Annotated in this window: 25 protein-coding genes; 7 read left to right on the forward strand and 18 right to left on the reverse strand. The window is 43.4% G+C overall.

The genetic code is table 11. The annotated features are described in order from the left end of the window. Window positions 1-53 precede the first annotated feature (53 nt). The 5 genes from FTU45_RS09395 to FTU45_RS09415 all read right to left on the reverse strand — a co-directional run bounded on the left by FTU45_RS09395 (window position 54) and on the right by FTU45_RS09415 (window position 4,628). Window positions 54-827 (reverse strand): M48 family metallopeptidase, encoded by a 774-nt coding sequence (locus FTU45_RS09395; RefSeq protein ID WP_005097433.1) that lies wholly within the window; start codon window positions 825-827, stop codon window positions 54-56. 112 nt (window positions 828-939) lie between these two features. Next, window positions 940-1,248 carry a hypothetical protein gene (locus FTU45_RS09400; protein WP_180076312.1) on the reverse strand — a complete coding sequence of 103 codons (309 nt, stop codon included), beginning with the start codon at window positions 1,246-1,248 and terminating at the stop codon, window positions 940-942. 159 nt (window positions 1,249-1,407) lie between these two features. Continuing rightward, on the reverse strand, window positions 1,408-2,727 hold the full coding sequence (locus FTU45_RS09405) for an adenylosuccinate synthase (RefSeq protein ID WP_180076313.1): 1,320 nt from the start codon (window positions 2,725-2,727) through the stop codon (window positions 1,408-1,410). A gap of 70 nt (window positions 2,728-2,797) precedes the next feature. Further along, window positions 2,798-3,964, reverse strand: coding sequence for an ATP phosphoribosyltransferase regulatory subunit (locus tag FTU45_RS09410; RefSeq protein WP_180076314.1), 1,167 nt, complete (start codon window positions 3,962-3,964; stop codon window positions 2,798-2,800). 208 nt (window positions 3,965-4,172) lie between these two features. Continuing rightward, complete coding sequence (locus FTU45_RS09415; protein ID WP_004645552.1) at window positions 4,173-4,628, reverse strand: Lrp/AsnC family transcriptional regulator; 456 nt, start codon at window positions 4,626-4,628, stop codon at window positions 4,173-4,175. A gap of 147 nt (window positions 4,629-4,775) precedes the next feature. Here FTU45_RS09415 and FTU45_RS09420 point away from each other — a divergent pair, with 147 nt between their 5' ends. Then, window positions 4,776-5,525, forward strand: coding sequence for an AzlC family ABC transporter permease (locus FTU45_RS09420; RefSeq protein WP_074383298.1), 750 nt, complete (start codon window positions 4,776-4,778; stop codon window positions 5,523-5,525). Further along, entirely contained in the window at window positions 5,522-5,821 is a 300-nt protein-coding gene (locus tag FTU45_RS09425; protein ID WP_005170250.1) for an AzlD family protein, read from the forward strand. Before FTU45_RS09420 ends, FTU45_RS09425 begins: the two co-directional genes overlap by 4 nt. Before the next feature lie 43 nt (window positions 5,822-5,864). Here the strand turns inward: FTU45_RS09425 and FTU45_RS09430 are convergent, their stop codons facing one another. Both FTU45_RS09430 and gap read right to left on the reverse strand, forming a co-directional pair. Then, on the reverse strand, window positions 5,865-6,161 hold the full coding sequence (locus tag FTU45_RS09430; protein ID WP_159138600.1) for a hypothetical protein: 297 nt from the start codon (window positions 6,159-6,161) through the stop codon (window positions 5,865-5,867). A 191-nt stretch (window positions 6,162-6,352) separates the two neighbouring features. Then, complete coding sequence (gene gap, locus FTU45_RS09435; protein ID WP_180076315.1) at window positions 6,353-7,375, reverse strand: type I glyceraldehyde-3-phosphate dehydrogenase; 1,023 nt, start codon at window positions 7,373-7,375, stop codon at window positions 6,353-6,355. A gap of 388 nt (window positions 7,376-7,763) precedes the next feature. On the opposite strand from gap, the gene alaS reads away from it, so the two are divergent. From alaS to csrA, 3 genes are all read left to right on the forward strand, one after another. Continuing rightward, window positions 7,764-10,457: an alanine--tRNA ligase gene (gene alaS, locus FTU45_RS09440; RefSeq protein WP_180076316.1), complete on the forward strand. Its 2,694-nt coding sequence runs from the start codon at window positions 7,764-7,766 to the stop codon at window positions 10,455-10,457. 64 nt (window positions 10,458-10,521) lie between these two features. Beyond that, on the forward strand, window positions 10,522-11,802 hold the full coding sequence (locus FTU45_RS09445; RefSeq protein ID WP_005097443.1) for an aspartate kinase: 1,281 nt from the start codon (window positions 10,522-10,524) through the stop codon (window positions 11,800-11,802). Between the two features lie 249 nt (window positions 11,803-12,051). Then, a complete protein-coding gene (csrA, locus tag FTU45_RS09450) occupies window positions 12,052-12,306 on the forward strand; it encodes a carbon storage regulator CsrA (RefSeq protein WP_005097444.1) in 255 nt (84 codons plus the stop codon). Between the two features lie 101 nt (window positions 12,307-12,407). Here csrA and rnhB read toward each other — a convergent pair whose 3' ends face one another. Together rnhB and FTU45_RS09460 are read right to left on the reverse strand one after the other, a co-directional pair. Continuing rightward, entirely contained in the window at window positions 12,408-13,001 is a 594-nt protein-coding gene (rnhB, locus tag FTU45_RS09455; protein ID WP_005170243.1) for a ribonuclease HII, read from the reverse strand. Between the two features lie 57 nt (window positions 13,002-13,058). After that, window positions 13,059-13,430: a hypothetical protein gene (locus FTU45_RS09460; RefSeq protein WP_100329010.1), complete on the reverse strand. Its 372-nt coding sequence runs from the start codon at window positions 13,428-13,430 to the stop codon at window positions 13,059-13,061. Window positions 13,431-13,648: 218 nt separating this feature from the next. Here FTU45_RS09460 and FTU45_RS09465 point away from each other — a divergent pair, with 218 nt between their 5' ends. Then, a complete protein-coding gene (locus FTU45_RS09465) occupies window positions 13,649-14,200 on the forward strand; it encodes a cytochrome b (protein ID WP_074383302.1) in 552 nt (183 codons plus the stop codon). 57 nt (window positions 14,201-14,257) lie between these two features. Here FTU45_RS09465 and FTU45_RS09470 read toward each other — a convergent pair whose 3' ends face one another. The 4 genes from FTU45_RS09470 to yaaA form a co-directional block, all read right to left on the reverse strand. After that, window positions 14,258-14,602 carry a hypothetical protein gene (locus tag FTU45_RS09470; protein WP_074383303.1) on the reverse strand — a complete coding sequence of 115 codons (345 nt, stop codon included), beginning with the start codon at window positions 14,600-14,602 and terminating at the stop codon, window positions 14,258-14,260. Window positions 14,603-14,654: 52 nt separating this feature from the next. Continuing rightward, complete coding sequence (locus FTU45_RS09475) at window positions 14,655-15,656, reverse strand: adenosine deaminase (protein WP_074383304.1); 1,002 nt, start codon at window positions 15,654-15,656, stop codon at window positions 14,655-14,657. Window positions 15,657-15,732: 76 nt separating this feature from the next. Next, window positions 15,733-17,055, reverse strand: coding sequence for an NCS2 family permease (locus tag FTU45_RS09480; protein WP_005097450.1), 1,323 nt, complete (start codon window positions 17,053-17,055; stop codon window positions 15,733-15,735). 1,209 nt (window positions 17,056-18,264) lie between these two features. Then, a complete protein-coding gene (yaaA, locus tag FTU45_RS09485) occupies window positions 18,265-19,047 on the reverse strand; it encodes a peroxide stress protein YaaA (protein ID WP_005097452.1) in 783 nt (260 codons plus the stop codon). Window positions 19,048-19,170: 123 nt separating this feature from the next. Between yaaA and FTU45_RS09490 the strand changes: the two genes are divergently transcribed. Then, window positions 19,171-19,803, forward strand: coding sequence for an alpha/beta hydrolase (locus FTU45_RS09490; protein WP_005097454.1), 633 nt, complete (start codon window positions 19,171-19,173; stop codon window positions 19,801-19,803). Between the two features lie 150 nt (window positions 19,804-19,953). Here FTU45_RS09490 and FTU45_RS15475 read toward each other — a convergent pair whose 3' ends face one another. From FTU45_RS15475 to pheA, 5 genes are all read right to left on the reverse strand, one after another. Continuing rightward, window positions 19,954-20,130 carry a GNAT family N-acetyltransferase gene (locus FTU45_RS15475; protein WP_257224000.1) on the reverse strand — a complete coding sequence of 59 codons (177 nt, stop codon included), beginning with the start codon at window positions 20,128-20,130 and terminating at the stop codon, window positions 19,954-19,956. Window positions 20,131-20,371: 241 nt separating this feature from the next. Beyond that, window positions 20,372-20,734, reverse strand: a complete 363-nt coding sequence (locus FTU45_RS09500; protein WP_074383307.1) for a hypothetical protein — start codon at window positions 20,732-20,734, stop codon at window positions 20,372-20,374. Window positions 20,735-20,833: 99 nt separating this feature from the next. After that, complete coding sequence (locus FTU45_RS09505; RefSeq protein ID WP_180076317.1) at window positions 20,834-23,080, reverse strand: bifunctional prephenate dehydrogenase/3-phosphoshikimate 1-carboxyvinyltransferase; 2,247 nt, start codon at window positions 23,078-23,080, stop codon at window positions 20,834-20,836. A gap of 3 nt (window positions 23,081-23,083) precedes the next feature. After that, window positions 23,084-24,175: a histidinol-phosphate transaminase gene (gene hisC, locus FTU45_RS09510; protein ID WP_005170231.1), complete on the reverse strand. Its 1,092-nt coding sequence runs from the start codon at window positions 24,173-24,175 to the stop codon at window positions 23,084-23,086. 66 nt (window positions 24,176-24,241) lie between these two features. Further along, window positions 24,242-25,351 (reverse strand): prephenate dehydratase, encoded by a 1,110-nt coding sequence (pheA, locus tag FTU45_RS09515; RefSeq protein WP_005097461.1) that lies wholly within the window; start codon window positions 25,349-25,351, stop codon window positions 24,242-24,244. Window positions 25,352-25,821: the final 470 nt, after the last annotated feature.

Here is a 25,821-nt window from a genome sequence, read left to right on the forward strand (position 1 = left end):
GGCCCTGCTGTTTAAATCCGATCAAGAGATCCCTTTAGAGAATAATCGCTGGATTATTTGCGTTGATTATAAATCTGCATGGCTGCTGGTAACTGTTGACGCATTTGTCCAATACGCTGGCTGTTCGATGGATGCGTAGACAGGAAGGTTGCGCCATTGCTGCCACCGAGTTTGTTCATTTTTTCCCACAAGGTAATCGCTGCATTCGGGTTATAACCTGCACGTGCCATCAGCATCAAGCCACCCTGGTCAGCACGGCTTTCCAGATTACGCGAGTATGGCAGGCCAATCCCGATCTGACTTCCTAATTGCGCTGCTGCTGCGCCACCCTGGCCTACACCAGCTGCATTCAGACCAATGCCTAAAGCCAGGTCGGTGAGCGCCTGAGCACCAATTTTCTGCTTAGAATGCTCTTCTAAGGCATGCACCATTTCATGACCCATAATTGCTGCAATTTCAGCATCGGTCAGATTCAGCTTATTCACAATACCGGTATAAAATACCACTTTACCACCCGGTGCAACAAAGGCATTAACCTGATCGGACTTGAGCACAGCCAATTGCCACTGGAATGCTGTACCAGTCTGGTTCATTTGGTTCGCAATCGGCTTTAAACGGTTAAATACGGTATTAATACGTTTATAGGTCGCTGAACTGGTGTCCAGTTGACCTTTATTTCTGGCATCAGTCACCATAGCATTATAGCTTTGTGTCGCAGATGCATTTAAGGTCGCAGAATCAGCCCCGGCAATATCCGCAATAGTGGTACAACCCGACAATGTCACGGCTGCGGCAGCCGCCATACCCAATAAAAATTTATTCTTCATTATAATCAACTCTACCTTAGCCCAAGCTTAATTTACATTGTAAAAATTATAAGTGAAAGCATACAGGAGCTAAACGCTTAATTACTCCATCTTCTTATAAATTCTGTAATTTTTAAGCCAAGTACTGTATCGCCAACCAATAAATCAGACAGATAATGTTCAAGCCCAGATAAACCTGGCTTAAGGGTTTTATTTTTTGTTCCAGAATTTCATCTTTACGTTTAAAAAATAAATAGGTGTTTTGCAATAAAATAACAGGCACCAGCACACAGGCAATAATGACACTCAGGCCGACCAGTGCATTATAAATAATCTCAGGATTTTGAGTTTGCGCGCGAATAATCATCATAGCGATGGTGGGTGCCCCGCCCATGGCGAACAACAATGAATAAAACATGGTCGCCGATATATTTTTTTGCATCCTTTCGCTCATTTTTTCTTTCTTTATATATGGCTATGTTAAAGCACATTTTGTCACAGCACCGATGCAACTTTAGTCTTGAGCCAAATTTATAGTTTTTGGATATAAAAAACCCATCCGGAGATGGGTTTTATCATTCAAGCTTTAATCAAATGAAGATCAAGCATCAAACGGGTGGCGAAGAACGATAGTTTCTTCACGGTCTGGACCCGTTGAAATGATGTCGATTGGACATTCAATCAGTTGCTCAAGACGTTTTACATAGTTCAATGCAGCTTGTGGCAACTGATCCAGCGATTTTGCACCGAAAGTTGACTCAGACCAACCTGGCATTGTTTCGTAAATTGGTTTTAAAGTTTCGAATGCAAGCGCATCAGAAGAACCGACACAACCAGAATCTGCAGCTTCATAGCCTACACAGATTTTCACTTCTTCCAAACCGTCTAGAACGTCAAGTTTAGTCAGGCAAATACCAGAAAGTGAGTTTACATCGACTGAACGGCGTAGAATTTCAGCATCGAACCAGCCACAACGACGTTGACGGCCAGTAGAGGCACCAAATTCATTACCAATCGTACCGAGGTGTTTACCAATCGCATCACCTGTGTCATTTGCAGCGTCATACACCAACTCAGTTGGGAATGGACCTGCACCTACACGGGTTGTGTACGCTTTAGTAATACCCAGTACATAGTCAAGGTGCAAAGGACCCAGACCTGAACCAGAGCTTACGCCACCAGCAGTTGTATTCGAAGAAGTTACATACGGATATGTACCGTGGTCAACGTCAAGAAGTGAACCTTGCGCACCTTCGAACATGATGTTGTCACCGTTTTTACGGTAGTTATGCAACTCAGTAGTTACGTCCACAACCAGTGGAGCAACAACCTTACGCCATTCGTCACACAGTGCCAGCACATCTTCCAGTTTAACTGCTTCAACACCGTAGTATTGAGTTAACTGGAAGTTATGGTAGTCCAGAAGTTCAGTCAGCTGAGCTGTAAGATGTTCACCACCACGTACCAGGTCAGCAACACGTACTGCACGACGTGCCACTTTATCCTCGTATGCAGGACCGATACCACGACCTGTCGTACCAATCTTCGCATTACCACGTTTTTTCTCACGCGCCTGATCAAGTGCGATGTGGTTTGGCAGGATAAGTGGACAGTTTGGAGAAATGCGTAAACGTTCTTTAACAGGAACGCCTTCTTTTTCAAGAATGTCCATCTCTTTGATGAGCGCTTCAGGAGAAAGAACCACACCGTTACCAATTAAGCACAATACGTTTTCACGTAAAATACCTGATGGAATGAGGTGTAAGACAGTTTTCTTACCACCAACCACAAGAGTGTGACCTGCGTTATGTCCGCCTTGATAACGAACTACCGCTGCCGCTTGATCTGTGAGCAGGTCGACGATTTTACCTTTACCTTCGTCGCCCCATTGGGTACCAAGTACCACAACATTCTTGCCCATAATAGCCTCATTACATCATGCTGTTAAAGTTGAAAGCCCCACTCAGTGACATGAACACTGAGCCAAGCCATTAAATCGTTTTGACTGTCCACTCGCCATCGACATTCACCAGCTGGTGCGTCGCATATGGAATCGAGTTTAAATCATCATTACCCAGTAACTGAATTACACTTAAGCCTTGTGCACGAATGTTCTGAATCGCATTCAGAAGTTCTGCATCAGTGCCTTTAGGTGCAACCACAACCTGTACTGCGTCAAACTGACCTGCGCTTAAAGCATATAAGTCACAAGAGAAACCGGTTGCCGGACGCGCACGACCAAAATGTTCACCAATGCCATCATAACGGCCGCCTTGTGCCAGTGCAGCTGCACGGTTCGGTGCATAGACCGCATACATCAGGCCAGTATGATAATGGTATGAACGTAATTCAACCACATCAATACCAATACTCAAGTTTGGCCAACGGGCTTGAACTTGATCTTTGGTAATTTGTAAGGCATCAAAAGCTTGCTTGAAGGCTGGATTCGCCAACACTTCAGCACTTAAATTTGCCTGTAATGCGTCCAGATCGCTGGCATAGCGGCCCAGTGCATAAAAGTCCTGACCAAATTTCAGTTCTGCCGTAAATTCTTCCAACTCTGGCAAGGCCTTACGTTGGTATAAATCAGACAGTTTACGTTCAGCAACTTTGTTCAAACCTGCTTGAGCCACCAGACTGCGGAATAAGCCGACATGACCTAAGTCCAGATGGATTCCGTCTGCCAGACCTGTTTCCTGAATCAGACTGATCATTAAATCGACCATTTCTACATCGGCATCGATGCTGTCTGAACCAAACAGTTCGGCGCCTAACTGCAAAGGCGCACGCGAGGTATTAAAACCGCGTGGTTTGGTATGCAGAACGGTACCTGCATAGCAGTAACGCGCCACACCTTCCACTGGATGTACATGTGCATCAATACGCGCCACTTGTGGTGTCATATCGGCACGCACACCAAGCAAACGACCAGAAAGCTGATCGATGACTTTAAAAGTGGCTAAGTCTAAATCTTGATTCGATTCTGAGAGAGAAGAGAGAGATTCGATGTATTCAATGAATGGCGTGTACACCAACTGATAACCTCGAGATGCAAGGAAATCCAGTGATTTACGGCGCAAACTTTCAATGACTTGCGCTTGTTCTGGTAATACATCAGCTACACCATCAGGTAATAACCATGTCTCTGAAATGGGCATGTTGTAAACCTAAATTCTTGTCAGCGCGGAACGAATCCGCATAAAAAAATCGGGAGCACACCCGATTCCTCCTAGTCTAGCACGATAGTTTTGGCTGTGCATCGCAAAATTTTATAATTTTTACTCTCTTATGCAATGAGCCACAATTGCGTCAACTATCAGCGTTTTATCGTGTATGACCAACACGCGCTATAAACAAAAAATCATTTTAGACCAATGGCAATGCGGTGGTACTTTTTACCGTTTGCAATGGAATTTCAGTTTTTACACTTTGGATGCAGGGAATTTGAGTCAAATGATGAATCTGAAATTTACGATAGGCATCCAGATCAGCCACCACAATTCTTAAAAAGAAATCACAATCTCCCGCCATTAACTGGCATTCCACCACTTCCGGCATCTCCTTGATGGCTTCAACAAATTGATCGACCACGGCGGCTTCTTGAGATTTAAGCCAAACCCGTGCAAATACACTCATCGCCAGATTGACTTTTTGCGGATTGAGTAAGGCGACATACTGTTCAATGACCCCATCATCTTCCAGTTGCTTGACTCTTCTTAAACAGGGGGACGGCGACAAGCCAATTAATTGAGCCAGTTCATTATTTTGCAATTTTCCGTTCTTTTGCAGTTCATGCAAAATGCGTTTATCAATTTGATCCATCTTGTTACTTTAGTATTTAAAACCCCTTTAAGCCAATTTAGCGCAATTTAATTCCAAATCAAATTTAAATTGCATGCACTACAACAGCAAATAGCCCGATTATCGCTATAAAATACGGTTCAATATTGAAGTCCTCAGGTCACTGACATGCTTTTGCTCAGACAAAGCAGCACGCCCGCGCTCGCACATACAGATTTCAGCGAATTTCAGCGCGGCATGAAAGATTCTATTCCTATGCTTTTAGGAATTATTCCCTTTGCTTTGGTGCTAGGTGCGACTGCGATTCAGAAAAATTTCAGTGTGCTGGAAGTGCCTTTGCTGACTGGACTCAATTTTGCCGGCGGTTCTGAATTTGCCATTCTGGAAGTCTGGACCAGTCCACCCAATTTATTCATGCTGCTATTTATTACCTTTTTGGTGAATAGCCGGCATTTGCTGATGGGTGCCAGCCTAGTCCCGTATTTAAAACATCTCCCGAATCGCAAAGTATTGCCGGCCCTGTTTTTTATGGTTGATGAAAGCTGGGCCTTAAGTCTGGCGGATGCGCAAAGAAAACAGGCGCAGTGGGGTTATCGGGCTGCTTTTAGCATGCCCTACTATGCCGGTTTATGTTTCTGTCTTTATCTGATGTGGGTCGGTTTTACCACACTGGGCGCGATGCTTGGACCTGTTTTAGGCGATATCAACCGCTGGGGCTTTGATATGGCCTTTCCTGCTGTATTTCTGGTGTTGATGCGAAGCATGTGGAAAGGCTTGAGTGCAGCCCGGCCATGGCTAGTAAGCCTGATCTGTGCTGCCCTGGCTTATTTATATTTGCCTGCTGGCTGGTATGTGCCGATAGGTGCCCTAGCCGGCATTGTGTCTGCTTTTTTCTTGATTGGTGAGGAGGAAGCATGATTGAGATGAGTACATTACTGGCCATCCTGCTGATTGCGGCAACCACCTATCTGACCCGGATTCTGGGCTATGTCTTATTAAAAAATAAAACGCTGACACAACGTCAGCGTAAAATCATGGACGTTGTGCCCGGCTGTGTCCTGATTTCAGTCATCGCACCGTATTTTGTACGCGACAACCCTGCAGATCTGATCGCTTTGGCTTTAACCCTGTTTGCCGCTACGCGTTTTGGCTTGCTCCCCACAGTTGCCATCAGCATGGTGTCTGCAGCCGTCTTAAGAACTTTTCTTGTCTAGCCCTCAAACAGAATCCTTTATATGATTTCTAAAGGGATTCTGTTTATTTCTGTGGGTCTACGACCTTGGTGAGCAGGCTGACCAGCTCTGCATTTTGCAACTCGACCTGCTGCAGTTTGGTTGTAGTCTGATCCAGCACTTCCTGCTGTACATGCATTTTTTTAGCCAAGTCCTGCATGATTTCCAGGGTCTTTTTTAAATTTTCTTCCAGATGCGCGACTTTCTCTTCTACCGGCACGCCCTCCATGACACCTGAACCATCATTCTGATTGAACTGCAGCCAGATTAGAAAAATCACTGCCAATGTGAGCAGTATAATAAATCCCCAAACCACCATCATATGCTTGCTCTTATTTCATTTTATTGGCTTTATCTTAACGAAAAATCATGCAGATGATGCAAATAATTCAAACACTCGCGCTGCTTTTCGATCAATTACGCGCAAATTCTATTAAAACAACGCATATCAAGAATGTTTAAAGCAAAAAAAGCACCGTATATCGGCACTTTTCAGGCTTAGCAAAGTCAAACTTAATGAAAAGATTCACATAAATCCAGCAAGCGGTTGGCATAACCCCATTCATTGTCATACCAGGCAAAGACCTTGGCCTGTTGTCCCACCACTAGGGTTTGGGTCAGGTCAACGATCAAGGAATAAGGGGAATGATTAAAATCACTCGACACCAAAGGTTCATCCGTCACTGACATGATTTCGGCAAAATCCTGTCGCGCCGCCTTAATTAACACTTCATTCAGTTTATGATCGGTAATCGGTGACTGGGAAACAAAGGTCAGGTCAATTGCTGCGACATTAATGGTCGGCACCCGAATTGAATAACCGTCAATCCGATCTTCCATTTTTGGCATAACCCGCTTTAATGCACCCAGCGCACTGGATGTGGTGGGAATAATATTGTGTCCTGCTGCCCGTGCACGACGCAGATCGCGATGCGCCTGATCCAGCACAGATTGATCTGCGGTCACCGCATGGATTTCGGTCATTAACGCACTGCTGATGCCAAAAGCATCATCGAGGATTTTGACCAGCGGTACTAGGGCCTGAGTGGTACAGGACACACTGGAAATGATCTGGTCGGTGGCTTTAACTTCGTGATGATTGACACCATAGACAATCGCAGCATCGACAGTATCAAAGGGTGCTGCGCCAATAATCACCCGTTTCGCCCCTGCCTCAATATGCTGGGTCGCAGCTGCACGGGAACGGAACAGCCCGGTACATTCCAGCACCACATCTATTTCAAGTTTTTGCCAGGGAAGCTGCGCCGGGTTGGCTTCACACAAAACCTGAACTTTTAAGCTGGCATCCTGATAGCTGAGATGCAGATAAATATGTTCGGCATCATAGCTGACGTCTACCTGTCCCGGAAAACGGCCATGGGTTGAGTCATATTTAAACAGATGAATTAAGGTTTCAACATCAGCAATATCGTTAATGGCAACGATTTCAAATTTAAAATCTTTCGGATTTTCAAACCAGGCACGCAATACATTACGTCCAATACGCCCAAATCCATTGATTGCCACTCGTTGCATGACTCAACCTTTTATATGCCTATTTTAAAACTCCTCTATGTTAAAGGATTTCTTGCGCAGTACATGAAAAACTTCAGTGAAAATATTGATTTTCGATTATTTTATTTCTGATACATCGCCCAGTATTCAGATCTTTTAAAATTCTGATGCTGTGTAAATAGATGGATATAACCGAATTGTTCTGAATAGAAAATTCATTTTATGAATTCAGCACTAAACCCGAGTCAATAATTCCTTGGCAATTGGTTTTAAAATGATTGGTGCATACCGCTTTTTCCGTTATAATTTGGCGTTTTAAATTTTTAAGCCCCGCATTGCAGCAGAGCTCTCATGTGCTTGTCAGACTGTGGTGTTTTAGCCAAATCGGAAATTATGGAGTGACTTGGTTGTGAGTACTCGTTTTATGACATCAGCTGAAATTCGTGAAGCATTTTTGCGTTACTTTGAATCGCAAGGGCATACACGTGTCGCGTCGAGTTCACTAGTACCCGCCAATGATCCAACTTTACTGTTCACCAATGCGGGTATGAACCAGTTTAAAGATTGCTTCTTAGGTCTAGAAAAACGCGATTATGTCCGTGCCGTATCATCACAAAAATGCGTACGTGCAGGTGGTAAACACAACGACTTGGATAATGTCGGTTATACCGCGCGTCACCATACCTTCTTTGAAATGTTAGGTAACTTTTCATTTGGTGATTACTTCAAACGTGATGCGATCAAATTTGCCTGGGATTTTTTGACGGGCGATGACTGGTTAGCGCTACCTAAAGATAAGCTTTATGCCACTGTTTATCATACCGATGACGAAGCATTCGACATCTGGAACAAAGAAATCGGCCTAGATGCATCTCGCATTATCCGTATTGGTGACAACAAAGGTGGTCAATACGCATCAGATAACTTCTGGGCGATGGGCGACACCGGTCCTTGCGGTCCATGTTCTGAAATTTTCTTTGACCATGGCGATCACATCTGGGGTGGCCTGCCGGGCACACCTGAAGAAGATGGCGACCGTTTCATTGAAATCTGGAACAACGTTTTCATGCAGTTTAACCGCACGAGTGATGGCGTACTTCATCCGCTTCCAGCGCCTTCTGTAGATACTGGTATGGGTCTTGAGCGTATTTCTGCAGTTTTACAGCATGTCAACTCAAACTACGAAATTGATTTATTCCAGCATTTACTTAAAGCTGCGGCTGAGATCATTGGTCTGGATACTACTGCACTTGAAGCTGAAGCGGCTGAAAAAGGCACACCTGTACAATACCCTGCTTCACTTAAAGTGGTTGCTGACCATGCACGTTCATGTTCATTCCTGATTGCTGATGGCGTAAATCCTTCAAATGAAGGTCGTGGTTATGTACTGCGTCGTATCATCCGCCGTGCAGTGCGTCACGGTAACAAACTGGGTGCGACCGGTTCATTCTTCCATAAAATGTTGCAGCCGCTTATTGAAGTGATGGGCGAAGCATATCCAGAACTTGCAGCACAACAAGCACGTATCGAAGCTCAACTGCTCAAAGAAGAAGAACAATTTGCCAAAACACTTGAGCAAGGTTTGAAATTGCTTGAAGGCGAATTGGCACAGTTAAAAGGTTCTGTGATTCCGGGTGAAGTGGTTTTCAAACTTTACGATACTTACGGTTTCCCGACGGACTTAACTGCGGATATCGCACGTGAACGTGAATTAACGATTGATGAAGCTGGCTTTGAAGTTGAAATGGCAGCACAGCGTCAACGTGCGCGTGATGCAGGCAAATTCGCAATCGACTACAACAGTGTTGTCAAAGTTGAAGGCGAAACTCAATTTGATGGTTATGATGCAACTGCAGGCGAAGGCCAAATCATCGCAATCTATAAAGATGGCGAGCAAGTAGATGAAGTCGTTGAAGGCGACGAAGCTTTAATCGTACTCAACCAGACTCCTTTCTATGCAGAAAGCGGTGGTCAAATCGGTGATACAGGGATTTTCAAAAACGATACCGGGATTTTCGAAGTTCAGGACACGAAAAAATCTGGTGGTGCATTTGTACACCAAGGCATCGTGACCATGGGTAGCTTAAAAGCAACCCAATCTGTTGAAGCGACTGTGAAAGCAGACATCCGTGCAGCAACTGCGCGCAACCACTCTGCGACTCACTTGTTACATGCTGCGCTGCGTCAAATTCTGGGCTCACATGTGCAACAAAAGGGTTCATTGGTCGCATCTGATGTGTTACGTTTTGACTTTGCCAATGATCAACCGGTTAGCTTTGAACAGCTACAAGAAATTGAACGTCTGGTCAATGCTGAAGTAATTGCCAATACTGCGGTGTCTACTGAACTGCTGGATATTGAATCTGCCAAAGCCAAAGGCGCGATGATGCTGTTCGGCGAAAAATACGGTGACGAAGTCCGTGTATTGTCGATGGGTTCAGTGATTGAAGAGAAAAATTTCTCCATCGAGCTTTGCGGTGGTATTCACGTAAAACGTACCGGTGACATCGGTCTGTTCAAGATCACTTCTGAAGGTGGTGTTGCAGCAGGTATACGTCGTATTGAAGCAGTGACAGGCACGAAAGCAGTTGAAGTTGCACAAAAAGCCGATCGTGACATCAATACGATTAACGGTTTGCTCAAAGCGCAAAAAGATCAGACTTTAGAAAAAGTTGAAGCGTTAGTTGATACTGCATCGAGCTTGCAAAAACAGATCGAACAACTGAATCAGAAACTTGCTAGCCTGCAAGCCGGTGAACTTCTAAGCCAAGTTCAAACCATTGCAGGTCGTGCAACCTTGATTACAACCGTTGAAAATATGGATGCGAAAGCACTACGCAACCTGCATGACGGTGTGAAATCAAAATTAGAAAATGCAGTCATTGTGCTTGCAGGTGTAGAGGGTGACAAGGTGAGCTTGATCGCATCTGTAGCAAAAGACTTTACTGCATCTATAAAAGCGGGTGACATCATCAAACATCTGGCAACCGAGCTGGGTGGTAAAGGTGGTGGTAAACCTGACTTGGCACAAGGTGGCGCGCCACTTAACGAGAAGTTTGCTCCGGTGATGGCAGATTTAACTGCCTGGCTGGCAGCAAAATAAAACTTCAATTTTGTGTAACTGACCCTGATAGGACTATCAGGGTCATGGCTTATATGGAACAACTATGGCACTAATCGTTCAAAAATATGGCGGTACCTCTATGGGTACTCCCGAGCGCATTTTAAATGTTGCTCGTCGTGTGAAACGCTGGCATGACCATGGCCACAAGGTGGTTGTGGTTGTATCAGCGATGAGTGGCGAAACCAATCGTCTGCTTGCTCTCGCGAAAGCCATTACCGAAACCCCTGACCCACGTGAACTAGACCAGATGGTCTCTACGGGTGAGCAGGTTACGATTTCTATGTTAGCGATGGCGCTCAACTCTATTGGCGTTGAAGCAAAATCACTGACAGGTCGCCAGGTTGGCATGAAAACCGACAGCTCATTCAATAAGGCACGTATCGAATCAATTGATACTGAAGTCCTGAACTCGAATCTGGATGCTGGCCGTGTACTTGTAGTTGCAGGTTTCCAGGGTTTTGACGAGCATGGCAATACCACCACTTTAGGCCGCGGCGGTTCTGATACTTCAGGTGTCGCGATTGCTGCTGCACTAAAAGCCGATGAATGCCAGATTTATACAGACGTTGATGGCGTATATACCACTGATCCACGTGTTGCACCCAAAGCCAAGAAAGTTGACCGTATTTCCTTTGAAGAAATGCTTGAAATGGCGTCACTGGGTTCAAAAGTCCTGCAAATTCGTGCAGTTGAATTTGCCGGTAAATATCAAGTACCTTTACGCGTATTATCCAGCTTCGACAATGACAATGATGGCGCATTCGACGAAGAATTTAAGCAAAACGTGGGTACACTTATTACGACTGAATTGGAAGACAATATGGAACAGCCAATTATCTCCGGTATCGCATTTAACCGTGACGAAGCAAAATTAACGATTTTAGGTGTACCTGATGAACCGGGCATCGCCTCTAAAATTTTGTGCCCGATTGGTGATGCCAATGTTGAAGTGGATATGATTATCCAGAACGTTGAAGAAGATGGTACGACTGATTTTACTTTTACAGTCAACCGCAGCGAATTGAACAAGGCCAAAGCCATTCTCGAAGCAACCGCTCAGGAAATTGGTGCACGTGAAGTCGCTACCCGTTCAGATATCGTCAAAGTTTCTATCGTCGGTGTAGGCATGCGTTCACATGCAGGTGTTGCAAGCAAAATGTTTACCGCACTGGCAGCTGAAGGTATTAACATCCTGATGATCTCTACTTCTGAAATCAAAATTTCAGTGATTATTGAAGAAAACTATCTGGAACTTGCAGTTCGTTCACTGCATACCGCCTTCGGTCTAGACCGCGAACAAGGTGAATCAAGCGTACGCGCTTAAGAGGAATGACAAAATATTGTCATTGTTTGACAGTATTCTATAAATCTCTACAAAAATTCAGAGCCACTATAGTTTTTTTTATAGTGGCTCTGTTATATTAAGCCTGAGGATTTTTAAAAAACTGAGATAGATTAAAATCTTTCACCCAGATGACAGAATTTCTATCCAGATTTTATTTTTTAATTTTTGGTTGTGTTTTTGTTTTATATTCAATAGATTGCAGGTTTTGCATTTTGCAAGGAGAGAAACATGCTGATTTTGACTCGACGTGTCGGGGAAACTTTAATGATTGGAGACCAAGTCAGCGTGACTGTGCTTGGTGTAAAAGGTAATCAGGTTCGTATTGGGGTCAATGCTCCGAAAGAAGTCTCTGTGCACCGTGAAGAGATTTACCAGCGTATCCAGCATGAACGTGCAATGCATGAACATCTTCAGCATATCGATCAGGATTTCCAACCTTCGTATGAAGATGAAAACCAAACACAAAATAACTTTAACCGTTAATTTTTGTGTAAATCATAAAGCGGCTTTGAAGCCGCTTTTAATTGATCTATACTTTAATGAATACACATTTCAATATTCAGAACCTTTAAATTAAATAAGAATTAAAGTTCTGCGCCCTGCTGTTCCAGCAATGCTGCAACTACCTTTTTTACCGGCCCAAAACTACGACGGTGCTCATCAATCACCCCATGCAAGGCAATCGCTTCAAAATGTGCTTTGGTTGGATAGCCCTTGTGCTTGGCAAAACCAAATTGTGGATGCTTTAGATCCATCTCAATCATTTGATGATCACGGGTAACTTTGGCCAGAATACTGGCAGCAGAAATTTCTGCATGCAAAGCATCGCCACCAATGATCGCGTCACAGCTCATCGTTAGCCCCTGAGGGACTTTATTGCCATCGACCAGCACATGCTCAGGTTGAATCGCTAAAGCTTCTACAGCACGGCGCATTGCCAGTAAGGATGCCTGCAGAATATTATGCTCATCAATTTCTGCTGCTGACGCCTCAGCAATTGCCCAAGCCAGCGCTTTTTCCTGAATTTCGATAAAAAGTTTTTCACGTTTCTTTTCAGTCAGTTTTTTAGAGTCATTTAAACCTTCAATCGGGTTATTTGGATCTAAAATTACCGCGGCCGCCACCACTGAACCGACCAGCGGTCCACGCCCTGCTTCATCTACACCAGCAATTTTCATGTCATTTCCCATAAAAAATAGGCTGAACCTGTCAGCCTATTTCAATTTAATCCTGGCTTAGTTTACAGCTTCAGCCACACAAGCGTTAATGGTTTTTGCAACCACATTGCCCACGATTGTGGTACGTGCCACCGGATCAATCGCAGCAGTCGCCAAATCAACCGCTGTCACATTTTGCGGTGCTTTTTCGCTGACACAGCCACAAATTTCAGACTGGATATTTTGCTTTTGTGTTGTGGTCATTAAACGTGTTGCCGTTTGCCACGCTAGAATATTATTCAGTTCAGTGGTGCATTTTGCATTGATCGCGATTTTAAGCGCAGTGCCGCCCAGTTGTTGAGTGGTACTTGGCGCCTCAGAAGTGCCTGTCGCTGTACACGCTGATAAAACCAGAGTCAGTGGTGCAAGTACAGCCAATAATTTTTTCACAGATATATTCCTTATTCATTCATAGATGAAGACTGTCGCTATTGTGCCGAAATTCACCTGAATAAGAAATCTAAAAATCACTAAGCATGTTTAATCTACAGCCAACCAATTTAATAGATGTTGCATGAAAGCCACCATAGCGTTGCAGATTTGGAATTGCTGAATTGATTCACCCTTTGCTAAGGTTCGGCCTTATTGAAGAGCAACGGAATATCTAGATGAATAAATCACTGTATTACACACGAACAGCGCAATGGCTGCATTGGATCATGGCGGTTATTTTTATTGCGGCCTGGCTCATCGGTTTTTATAGTGGTAATTTTTTAAGTTATGAGGTTGATGGCAGCTTTAAGGGTGATGTGATTTCACTGCATAAAAATATTGCAACCACCATTATTTTCCTGCTCGTTGTTCGAATTTTCTGGCGCTATACCCATCCGGCGCCGTCACTGCCTGAGAGTATGTCACCGCGGATGAAAACGTTGGCACATGCTGGTCATCTGGCGCTGTATTTCATGCTGATTGCCCTACCCCTTACAGGTTGTTTGTATAGTTGGAGTTTGGGTTATCCAGCACCGGTGCTGTATTTATTTAACCTGCCACCCCTCATTGCCGAAAACTCGGCTGTGACCGCTATTGTTAAGCCCTTGCATATCTGGCTTTCCTGGGCAGTCGGCATTCTACTGGTTGGCCATATTGCCGCAGCCTTTAAACATCATTTTATCGATAAAGATCATGTATTAAAAAGTATGACCCAACAGGATAAATAGTTAGACCATTAATATGGGCTAAATAATGTTCCCAGTCTGTGCTTGCAGGCTGTTTCATTAAATAAATTCCTTGAGACAACTTCTGAGACTGTTTGCAATCGCTTTTTGCGTCAGTTCTTTTTTGGCTGCTTCATCAACTGTGGCTTTTAACAAAGTTTTGGCAGGCACATCTTTTAACGCATGCTCACCTACACATGAACACACATTTTTCTCAAGTTCAACTTTACTGGTGTCCTGCATTAAGTAGGTCGAAACTTTCCAAACTTTGGAATTTTGCAGCTCTTTACTGCATTGATATTCAATCAAAGGTTTTAAAGTACGTTGTGTCAATGTCATATCCGCACTAGAACAGGCAGAAATCAACAATATGCTGAGGAGCAGAATTAAACTTTTCAATTTCATATTGGCCTATAAAAATGATAAAGGCAGAGCGAACTCTGCCTTTTGTAAAAACTTAAATCAAGGCACGGATCTGGTTGATCCATTTCTCTTTTTCAGCCTCTGGAATAAACGACGCTTCAAAGGAGTGCGTTGCCAACTGCTTTAATTCCTCGTTACTCAAGTCTAGCGCTTCAGCAATGGCAATAAAGTTGTCATTCATATAGCCACCAAAATAGGATGGATCATCTGAGTTGACTGTAACATGGACACCCTGCTGCAAGAGACGACGGATATTATGCTGCTGCATATCCTCGACCACACAAAGCTTCAGATTTGACAGCGGGCACACCGTTAAGGGCATTTTTTCGCGAATCAACCGTTGCATTAACTCAGAATCTTCTTCTGAACGCACCCCATGATCAATACGATTAACTTTCAGTAAATCCAGAGCTTCCCAGACATATTCTGCCGGGCCTTCTTCGCCCGCATGTGCTACGACCAAAAACCCTACTTCACGCGCTTTGGCAAAGACACGTTCAAATTTAGAAGGTGGATGCCCGACTTCACTTGAATCCAGACCAATCGCAATAATCTGGTCTTTATAGGGCAATGCCTGCTCCAGCGTTTCAAAGGCCGCCTCTTCACTTAAATGACGCAGGAAACACATGATCAAATGTGAGCTGATTCCAAGCTTGGCCTTGGCATCATCGCAGGCTTTTTGCAGGCCATTGATGACGGTCGCAAAAGCAATTCCACGGTCGGTATGCGTTTGCGGATCGAAGAACATTTCTGTATGCACCACATTGTCTTCGGCACATTTTTCAAAATAGGCCCAAGCCAGGTCATAAAAGTCCTGTTCATGGATCAGTACATTGGCCCCGGCATAATAAATATCCAGGAAGGACTGAAGATTATGGAAATTATAAGCCTGCTTAACTTCCTCGACAGATTTATACGGGATGGCAATCTGATTACGCTGAGCGATTGCAAACATTAGCTCAGGCTCAAAAGTGCCTTCAATATGAACATGAAGCTCGGCTTTTGGCAAAGCGCGAATCAACTCAAGACGGTTCATCACTTCTCCTCGTGAAACCTTTAAATAATAAAAAAGGGCGCAAACTCAGTTTACACCCTTTCTGAATGTAGAAAAATTAGCCACCAAACAGTGCGAATTTAAGCGTCCATAGAACAGCAATAATCCAGACCATATACGGTACAGTCGCAGCCTTACCAGTCAACAACTTGATCAGTGCATAGCTGATAAAGCCCATCGCAATACCATCCGCAATCGAATAGGTAAATGGCATAAATACGATGGTTAAAAATGCCGGTACTGCCTCAGTAATATCTTCCCAGTCAATATGGACGATACCCTGAATCATCAACACACCAACAAATAACAATGCTGGCGCAGTGGCAAAACTCGGAACTGATTGTGCAAGCGGTGCCAGGAATAAACAGGCAATAAATAGTAATCCAACCACCACGGCGGTTAGACCGGTACGACCACCTGCTGCCACACCCGCAGAAGATTCAATATAAGGCGTAGTTGAAGAAGTACCCAGTGCCGCACCAGCAACAATCGCTGATGAGTCAGCAAATAAGGCTTTCTTCAAACGTGGTAATTTCCCGTCTTTTAACAGACCTGCACGATGCGAAACACCGACCAACGTCCCGGTAGAGTCAAACAGATCGACCAGGAAGAAAACAAAAATCACTCCAATTAAACTGGCAGTAAAGAGGCCTTCAAAATCCATTTGCATGAATGTTGGAGCCAGCGATGGAATATGACCCACTACACCCTGGAATTCGTTATAACCTAGTGCCGTTGCAATGGCAGTCACCACCAGAATACTGATGATAATCGCACCACGGACTTTAAACTGGTGCATTACCACAACCAACAAAAAGCCAAAAAGTGCTAATAATACAGAAGGTTGTTTCAGATCACCCAAGCCCACCAGTGTGGCTGGATTATCCACAATAATTCCGGCATTTTTCAGTGCAACCAATGCCAGGAACAAGCCAATACCACCACCAATCGCGAGCTTGAGCGACATTGGAATTGCATTGACAATGGCTTCACGTATTTTAAACAGGCTAATGGCAATAAAGACCAGACCTGAAACAAAAACTGCACCCAAGGCGGTTTGCCAAGGCACCCCCATTCCCAGACATACAGAATAGGTAAAGAAGGCATTTAAGCCCATGCCTGGTGCCAGCGCAATTGGATAATTCGCAATCAGGCCCATGACTAAACAGCCAATCGCAGCTGCAAGACAGGTTGCTACAAAGACAGCCCCATGATCCATCCCTGTTTCGGACAAGATCATTGGATTGACAATAATGATGTAACACATGGTTAAGAATGTAGTTACACCAGCCAGAACTTCTGTACGGAAACTGGTTTTGTTTTCACTCAGTTTAAACAGACGTTCAAGCATATTTTCTGAAGATGGATTAGGAGTCGTCATGACCTAGCCCCTATTGAGTAAACTTTATGCTTCAAGCACGCCGTCAAATAAATGAAATTTCACAAAAAATTCATTTATTTTGAGGATGTGTTAGCAACGAATATGCCAGTATAGCCATTTGACGGGTTCAAATGTTTGAACAGCTTACAGCCCCAGGGCTATGCTATAAAAACCCCAAAAAATCTAAACAAAAAAGCTGCATAACTTTTATGCAGCTCTATTTAATGATATAAATCAAATGCTTAGAAAGATGAAGTTTGCTTCATCTTTATAGGTGGCAAATTATAACACATTGATTTCTGATTGCTTCTTTGATTTTATACTTTATTTAAAATCAATCTATTTAATTCGAATATTTTTAATATTTTATTATATTTATTATTGAGTTAATTTTATTAATTACGCTAAATTGAAAAAAAAGAAAATTGATGCATGTGTTAATGTCGATGCCGATTAGAGTCTAACAATTTGCTGGAGTCACGCGCTTCATTCAAGACATGACGGATTTTTTCGTATTTTCTGATTTCTGCCTGTTTATGCACGCAGAATCCTAATACACTGACCATTAACACAAAAACAGGAATAGCATGTATTTTCATTTTTATTATTCTGCTTTGTAACACTGTGCAATTATGCTAACAAAAAACCTAATAAACTTGTGACTTACTTTACATTTAACCCGATAGAATGCACTTCTTAAACCGTTTAGCGATATTTTTCTATCGTTTTATTTATTATTACTTAATTAATTTTTCATTCTTTCTCAAAAAATCTCTTGCGCTAAATACTCCCCAAAGTTAATAAATTAAATATTTGAATATTAAATACTTATTTATTTAAATAAAAATTTCTATTGGAAAGAAAAATATAAAAATTAATGAAAATTCCCTGATTTAAAATATATTAACTTGAGCTATTTTATTCAGCTTTTCCCAGAAATATCAGTTTCAATTTTCTGTAAAAAACAATTCAATAGATGAGATTTTACGCATTATTTCAATGAGTTCAGCGATAATTCTAATTTTTTATCTAACTTAAAATTTGCGAAAGGCGCTAAAAACCATATTTGTACCGAAGTGCAGCCAATCAACTCCCCTGGCACTCAATATTTAAAAAACGATTAAAGCTGGATAAATAAAATTTCAATACTCATAGCTCCCAATACCGCCTAGAAACCAATTATTCTATGCGGTAGCGGAATAACGTTATTTATGCACTGATTTGTTCATCACGTTTAAATACCAATTCACCTTTAAGTGAACTATCGGCATCAAAATAATAGCCATCGGTATTGAATGCTTTGAGTTCTTCGGCACGTTCAATTCTATTTTCAACAATAAAACGTGCCATCAAACCACGTGCTTTTTTAGCATAGAAACTAATCACTTTATATTTGCCATTTTTCTGATCCAGAAATACTGGCTTAATAATCTCTGCCTGAATTTTGCGCTCGTTCACCGATTTATAATATTCATCAGAAGCAATATTCACCAAGATCTCAGACTGGGCTGCTGCTAAATCTTGATTGATCAGATCAGTGATGTGATGTGCCCAGAAGTCGTATAAGTTATGCCCGCGAGAATTGGCCAATTTGGTTCCCATTTCCAGACGATAGGGCATCATCAGATCCAAGGGACGCAAAAGCCCATATAAACCAGACAACATACGCAAATGCTGTTGTGCAAAGTGCAGATCTTCCTGCTTTAAGCTATAAGCATCCAGACCGGTATAGACATCTCCTTTAAAGGCAAAAATAGCCTGACGTGCATTGGCTAAATTAAAATCTGGTTGCCAGTCCTGGAAACGTGCTGTATTTAAATTGGCAATTTTTTCACTGACACTCATCAAACTGGAAATTTCTGTTGCAGAAAGTGTGCGACAAGCTTTGATCAAATCCTGCGAATGTTCTAATAATCTGGCTTGAGTAAATTGGTCAGTGGGTAATGGGGTATCGTAATCGAGCGTTTTGGCTGGAGAAATTAAAGCGAGCATGGCAACCTGGTCAAAAAATGATTAATCAAACTATATCAGTCTGCTTATTTTAATTCCAATTCATGTTTTTATTCACCATAATCGTTAAAATGCGCGATTCTCCTGTTAATCATCGGTATTTATATGTCCGAGCAAATTTTCCTTCAAGGACCTGCGGGTCAGATTGAAGTTTTTGTGGATTATCCTCAGGGTGAAGTGAAAGGATTCGCGGTAGTTTGTCACCCCCATCCCTTGCAAGGTGGTACGCCCCAGCACAAGGTTCCCGTTCTATTGGCACAAATGTATATGGAACGTGGCTGTGTTGTGTATCGTCCGAGTTTTCGCGGTTCTGGTCAAAGTGAAGGTATACACGACGAGGGCTTCGGTGAGACGGATGATGTATTAGAAATCATTCGGTTTGCTCGCAGTCAGCATATTGGGCTGTCTTTTTATGCGGGCGGTTTTAGTTTTGGTGCGCATGTCATGGCAAAGAGCTATGCAGCCTTACCTGTAGAACTGCAACCCAAACAAACTATTTTATGTGGACTGCCAACTGCAACAGTTGCCGGTATTCGCCATTATGTTACGCCAGCAATTAAAGGTGATATTCTGTTCATTCATGGTGAGGGTGATGAAGTAACCCTGCTGTCGGATATGATTGAATGGGCAAAACCACAGCGTCATTTAGTGACCGTATTGCCTGGTGCCAATCATTTCTTTACTGGCTATTTAAAGCAATTGCGGATTGCAATGACCCGCTACTTAGCGCTTGGCTAAATAATAAAACCCGTCAGATGATGGGTTTTTTTATGCTTCTCACAGCAGTTTTTCAGCTAAGTGATAAATCATTGCCCGACATTTAGCTTGTTGTACTATATCAACATCAACAATCTTTCCACCCAAACGTTTAATGACTTTTCGGCTCGCTCAATTTTCTTCGGCTACAGGATAAATCAATCGCTGACGATTTAAGTCATCAAGGGCATAACCAACCAGAGCATCAACCGTTTCACAACCATATTTATGACCATGCGGGCTTTCCTTGATCCAAATTCCAAGCTGTGGCACTTCATCCATTAAACGATCTAAACCACAAAGCCCCATAAATTCCAGACTTTCCGCATGGCTGTCAAAAACACATATTCTTCATGAGCTGCCATATTCTCTAGCCATTTTTGCCATATTGTTGCAAATGCTTGTTCAGATTCTAGCAGCCCCCATGTCATAAAGGGCATCAGACTTGGGATAATCGCGGCATAAGCTTCTCATGCATCTGATGCACGAAAATAGCTGAGTATCAGACACTCACTTTGGCGTTGAGATCAAATTATAGTGGAGTTATGAATTAGTTCTTCCATTCAAACTCGCTAAAGCTTTCCTGCTCTTTGAGCGAGCTTTCTACTGCTTGTGCTAGCTGATTGAGCAGACTTCGTTCGGTAATACGATCGAGCCAATCTTGTTCTTCTTCAGGATATGAGGCAATTTCACAGACCAGATGCCCCTGCTCATCTCTGGTTTCACAACTCACTGATAAGGGCAAAGCATGTTCATCCACGCTCACGGCAACCTGAGCACCACTTTGACTTAAGGTCTGAAAGCCATGTTTACCTAATGTTTCGGCAAGAAAATGCGCTACATATTCCTGGGTTTCCTGACCATCCTGGGGTTGCTGGCTTCGTGTATTGGCCATGAATTTTAATTTTCGCATCGCTACATCCTAATGGCTTTTTTCTTGTATGGGTTTAGCATAAGCAATATAAACAAAACAGCCAAGCAAAAGCTTGGCTGTTTCACATAATTTTAAAAATTATTCTGAAACTTGAATAGGCAAACCTGCAATTGAGGTCAGTTCTGTAAAGGTCGGGAAACTGGTGGCTACCGTTTCCGTACCGACAATCTTGATCTGCTCCGAATTACGTAAACCGGCAATCGAAAAACTCATTGCAATGCGATGATCATGATGCGATTCAATTTCACCACCGGTAAAGATTGGCGACCAGTCACCTGATTTGCCCTTCCCTTCGATAATAATGCCATCTTCAGTTGGGGTACAGTCAATGCCCATGGTTTGCAGGCCATCTGCCATCACCTGAATACGGTCCGATTCTTTTACGCGAAGCTCGGCAGCACCGGTCAAAATCGTCTGACCTTCGGCACAGGCAGCAGCAATAAACAGCGCCGGGAATTCATCAATCGCCAATGGCACCTGATCTTCAGGCATATGAATGCCTTTAAGCGTACGCGTACCACGAATACGGATATCTGCAATCGGTTCACCGCCAGCAATGCGTTCATTTTCAACGGTAATGTCCGCACCCATCTGTTTCAGGATTTCGATCACGCCAGTACGGGTCGGGTTGATACCAACAGCCTCTAAGGTCACATCCGAATTTTCAGTAATCGCAGCGCCGACCATAAAGAAGGCCGCAGAAGAAATATCAGATGGCACCTGGATATTGGTTCCGACCAGCTTTCCACCACCTTGTAATGAAATACGATTGCCTTCGGTTTTCACCTCATAACCAAATGCACGCAACATACGCTCAGTATGGTCACGGGTTGGTTCAGGTTCAGTCACTGCGGTTTCGCCATTTGCCCATAGGCCCGCCAGCAAAATACCTGATTTTACCTGCGCTGATGCCATTGGCAAATCGTACTGAATGCCTTGTAGTTGCTGGTTGCCTGTAATCGAGACAGGCGGAGTTCCACGTTCACCCGTGGTCTGAATCAGTGCACCCATTTCACGTAAAGGCTTGGCAATACGTTCCATTGGGCGTTTAGATAGGGATGCATCACCGGTCATCACTGAATCAAATTTCTGCGCTGCCAGCATACCGGACAGCAAACGCATTGAAGTACCTGAGTTGCCCATATAAATGGCAGACTGTGGCGCTTTAAGACCATGCATACCGACGCCATGAATGGTGACTTCACCATTTTTAGGGCCTTCGATGCTGACGCCCATATCACGAAAAGCCTGCAAAGTTGCCAGTGCATCTTCACCTTCAAGGAAACCAGTCACATGTGTTGTACCTTCAGCGATGGCACCAAACATGATCGAGCGATGTGACACAGATTTGTCACCTGGCACGGTAAATTTACCTTGAAATGTCTTGGCACCCGGCTGAATGGTAAATTGTTGTGTCACTTTATTTTTCTCCATGAAAGGTTTCTTGGCGAGCATATGGTTGAAATGCTGGCGAGCTGCCTGCGCATGACCCAATAAGCCCATCAATGCTTGGGAATCTTCATCTTCGATCAATTTGCGAATAATCGCGAGCTGCTGTTCAAAGCCATCTACGGCATTCAGAACTGCTTTTTTGTTGGCAAAAAAGATGTCATGCCACATTTGTGGATCACTGGCGGCAATCCGCGAGAAATCGCGGAAGCCACCGGCAGCATAACGAAATATGTCTAAGTTGTCTTCACGTTTGGCCAGCTGTTCAACCAAGTTGAATGCCATGAGATGCGGAAGATGACTGGTATGTGCCAGCACTTCATCGTGCTTGTCCACATCCATGCAAATCACTTCGGCTTTGGCCGCTTGCCACAGTTGAATCAGCTTCTCCACGGCCCAATCGCTACTGCTTGGCAGTGGCGTCAAAATTACCTTGTGATTGGCAAATAGATCGACTTTTCCTGCATGTACACCGGTATGCTCTGCACCTGCAATCGGATGACCCGGCACAAAACCTGCTGGAAGCTGGTCACCAAAGACCGCTTTAGCCGCATCGACCACATTACCTTTGGTACTTCCCACATCAGTAATAATGATATTTTCCGTCAAATACGGCTGAATCAGCTCAAGTACTTTTTGTGTGGCACGTACCGGCAAAGCCAGAACAATCAGATCTGCACCTTTGACTGCATCTACAGGATCGGCATAGCCTGCAGAAATCAGACCAAGTGCCTTGGCATCTTCCAAAGTCTTGGACGAACGTGTCGATGCCACAATGTCATTGGCCAAGTGCTCGGCTTGAATGACACGCGCCAGACTTGAACCAATCAGTCCAAGCCCAATAAATGCAACTTTTTCAAACAATGGCTGCGACATGAATTAAGCTTTTGCCTCTAAACCCAATACTGTAGCAAGCGCGCTTAAGAATTTCGCGTTTTCTGCTTCAGTACCAATCGATACACGAATGTGGCTGGAAATACCGACCGGACGTACAATGACCCCTTGTTTCAGCAAACCGTTAAAGGTTGCTGCGGGGTCTGCCTGTACATCAACCAGAATAAAGTTAGCACGAGAAGGCACATAGTTCAGACCCAAAGCCTTAAAACCTGCTTCAAGTTGCGCCATACCGGCTTTATTTACTTCGCGAGAACGCGCGATAAAGTCTTCATCTTTCAGTGCAGCCACCGCAGCGACCATGGCCAAATGATTGACGTTAAATGGCTGACGAATACGGTTTAAATAATCGGTCACTTCAACCGATGCCAAGGCAAAACCGACACGCAGTGCAGCCAGACCATAGCACTTCGATAAAGTACGGCTGACAATCAGATTTGGATATTGTTGCAGGAATTTCAGGCTATTGAAATTTTCCGGGAAATATTCCACATACGCTTCGTCTAGCACCACAATTACATTTGCAGGGACTTTTTGCATGAAAGCTTCAAATTCGGCTTCTTCGAACCAGGTTCCGGTCGGATTGTTCGGATTGGCAATGAAGACGAGTTTGGTATTGTCCTGAATTGCTGCTGCCATCGCTTCAAGGTCATGTGAAAAACCTTTGGCAGGTACTTCAATCGCTTGTGCATTAATGGCTTGAGTGACCAGTGCATAAACCGCAAATGCGTGCTGGCTATATACCACAGAATCGCTTGAAGAAACGAAGGCACGGGCAAACATTTCTAGCAAGTCGTTTGAACCATTGCCCAGCGTAATCTGATCATGATTAAAACCAAACTGAGTTTTAATCTGATCTTTCAGGATAAAGCCACCTCCATCTGGATAACGGCCAATTTCAGCAATTTCCGCAGCGACTGCTTCTTTGACTTTATCTGAACAACCCAGTGGATTTTCATTGGATGCCAGCTTGACGATATCGGTAAGACCCAACTCACGCTCAAGTTCACTGATCGGTTTACCTGGCTGATATGGCTTTAATTTTGAGATGCCTGAATTGGCTGGAACAAACGACATTTTAGACTTCCAATTTTAGGTATAAAACAGTGGTCAGCACCCTCGCCCTGACCACGGATAGCTGACTTAAAGTACAGCTGCAGGATATGAACCGAGCACGCGAACTTCTTTAACTAAAGGACGAATTTCTGCAATTGCAGCTTTGACATGTTCCTGCTCAATATGACCTTCAAGATCAATGAAGAACACATAAGCCCATTTTTCCGGAAGTGCTGGACGCGTTTCAATACTGGTCAAGCTGATATTGTGCTTGGCAAATGGCGCCAGAATTTCCAGCAATGCACCAGCACGGTCATGTGCAGAAATCAGTAATGAGGTTTTATCATTGCCACTTTGAGGCACTTTTTCACGGCCAATTACCAAGAAACGTGTGGTATTTTCCGGATTGTCCTCAATATTGCCATGCATAATTTCAAGATTATAAATACTCGATGCAATTTCAGAAGCAATCGCAGCAGAATGCCATTCATTTTGAATACGGCGCGCAGCCTCAGCATTAGAACTTAAAGCCACACGTTCTACACCCGGATAATGCGCGTCTAGCCATTTACGACATTGCGCCAAAGTCTGCTGATGTGCATAAATCTGTTTAATACTGTCTTTACGGGTATTTTCAGAAATCAGAAATTGATGATGAATCGGCAATTCAACTTCGCCAATCACATTCAGGTTCGAAGTTTTAAAACAGTCTAGGGTATGATTGACTACACCTTCAGAGGAATTTTCCACCGGCACCAAACCATAATGGGCACTGCCCGCCTCGACTTCACGGAAGACTTCATCAATTGTCGGTAAAGGTCGAACCACCGCATCATGACCAAAGTGCTTGAGTACCGCAGAATGGGTATAGGTTCCGACTGGCCCTAGAAACGCAATACTTTGCGGAGCTTCAAGCGCAAGACAAGCGGACATAATTTCACGGAACAGACGCGCCATGGTGGTATCCGACAATGGCCCTTCATTACGCTCCATGACATTGCGCAACACCTGTGCTTCACGTTCTGGGCGGTAAAACAGCGGACTTTCTTCTGAAGCAAACTTTGCTTTTGCAACTGCTTCAGCCAAACGTGCCCGGCGGTTAATCAATTGCTGGATTTGCTGATCAACAGAATCGATATCCTCACGAATTTTTGCCAAATCAAGAGAAGTCGTGGTGTTTTGATCGTCGTTGATCATTGTTATGTCGCCCTTCATAAACCTTATCTGTTCAGTATAACAATAGTGAGCTTTAAAATGTTACGCAATATGACATTGCTAGATTAAGTCTTAAAAACAGACAGTTGGTTTTAACCACTCATCGCTTTTAGTCATATCTGGTAACATTTAGTTCAGCATTTTGGCTTGATTTACATTATCAAATTGTAAACTTAGCCTCTCCATCTTAACTGATTTTAATGAATATGAAATATCACTATTTCTTAATCTATATAGCGGTTTTAAGCATAAGAAAATTAAAATAATTGCTTTGCAATGCTCATTTTTAAACCATTCATATCTAAGATAGATTTCACAATAAAATGCACGCTCCTCAAGCTCATTTCTCTTATTTAATATTGATTTTCCTAGATTTTTTACATGAAATTACTACTCTGTTACAAAGCAGAGACGTTTTTTCAACCTTTAACAGCTAGTCTAATTTAAATCAT

This window comes from Acinetobacter sp. YH12106 (genome assembly GCF_013418995.1).
Taxonomy (GTDB): Bacteria; Pseudomonadota; Gammaproteobacteria; order Pseudomonadales; family Moraxellaceae; genus Acinetobacter; species Acinetobacter pseudolwoffii.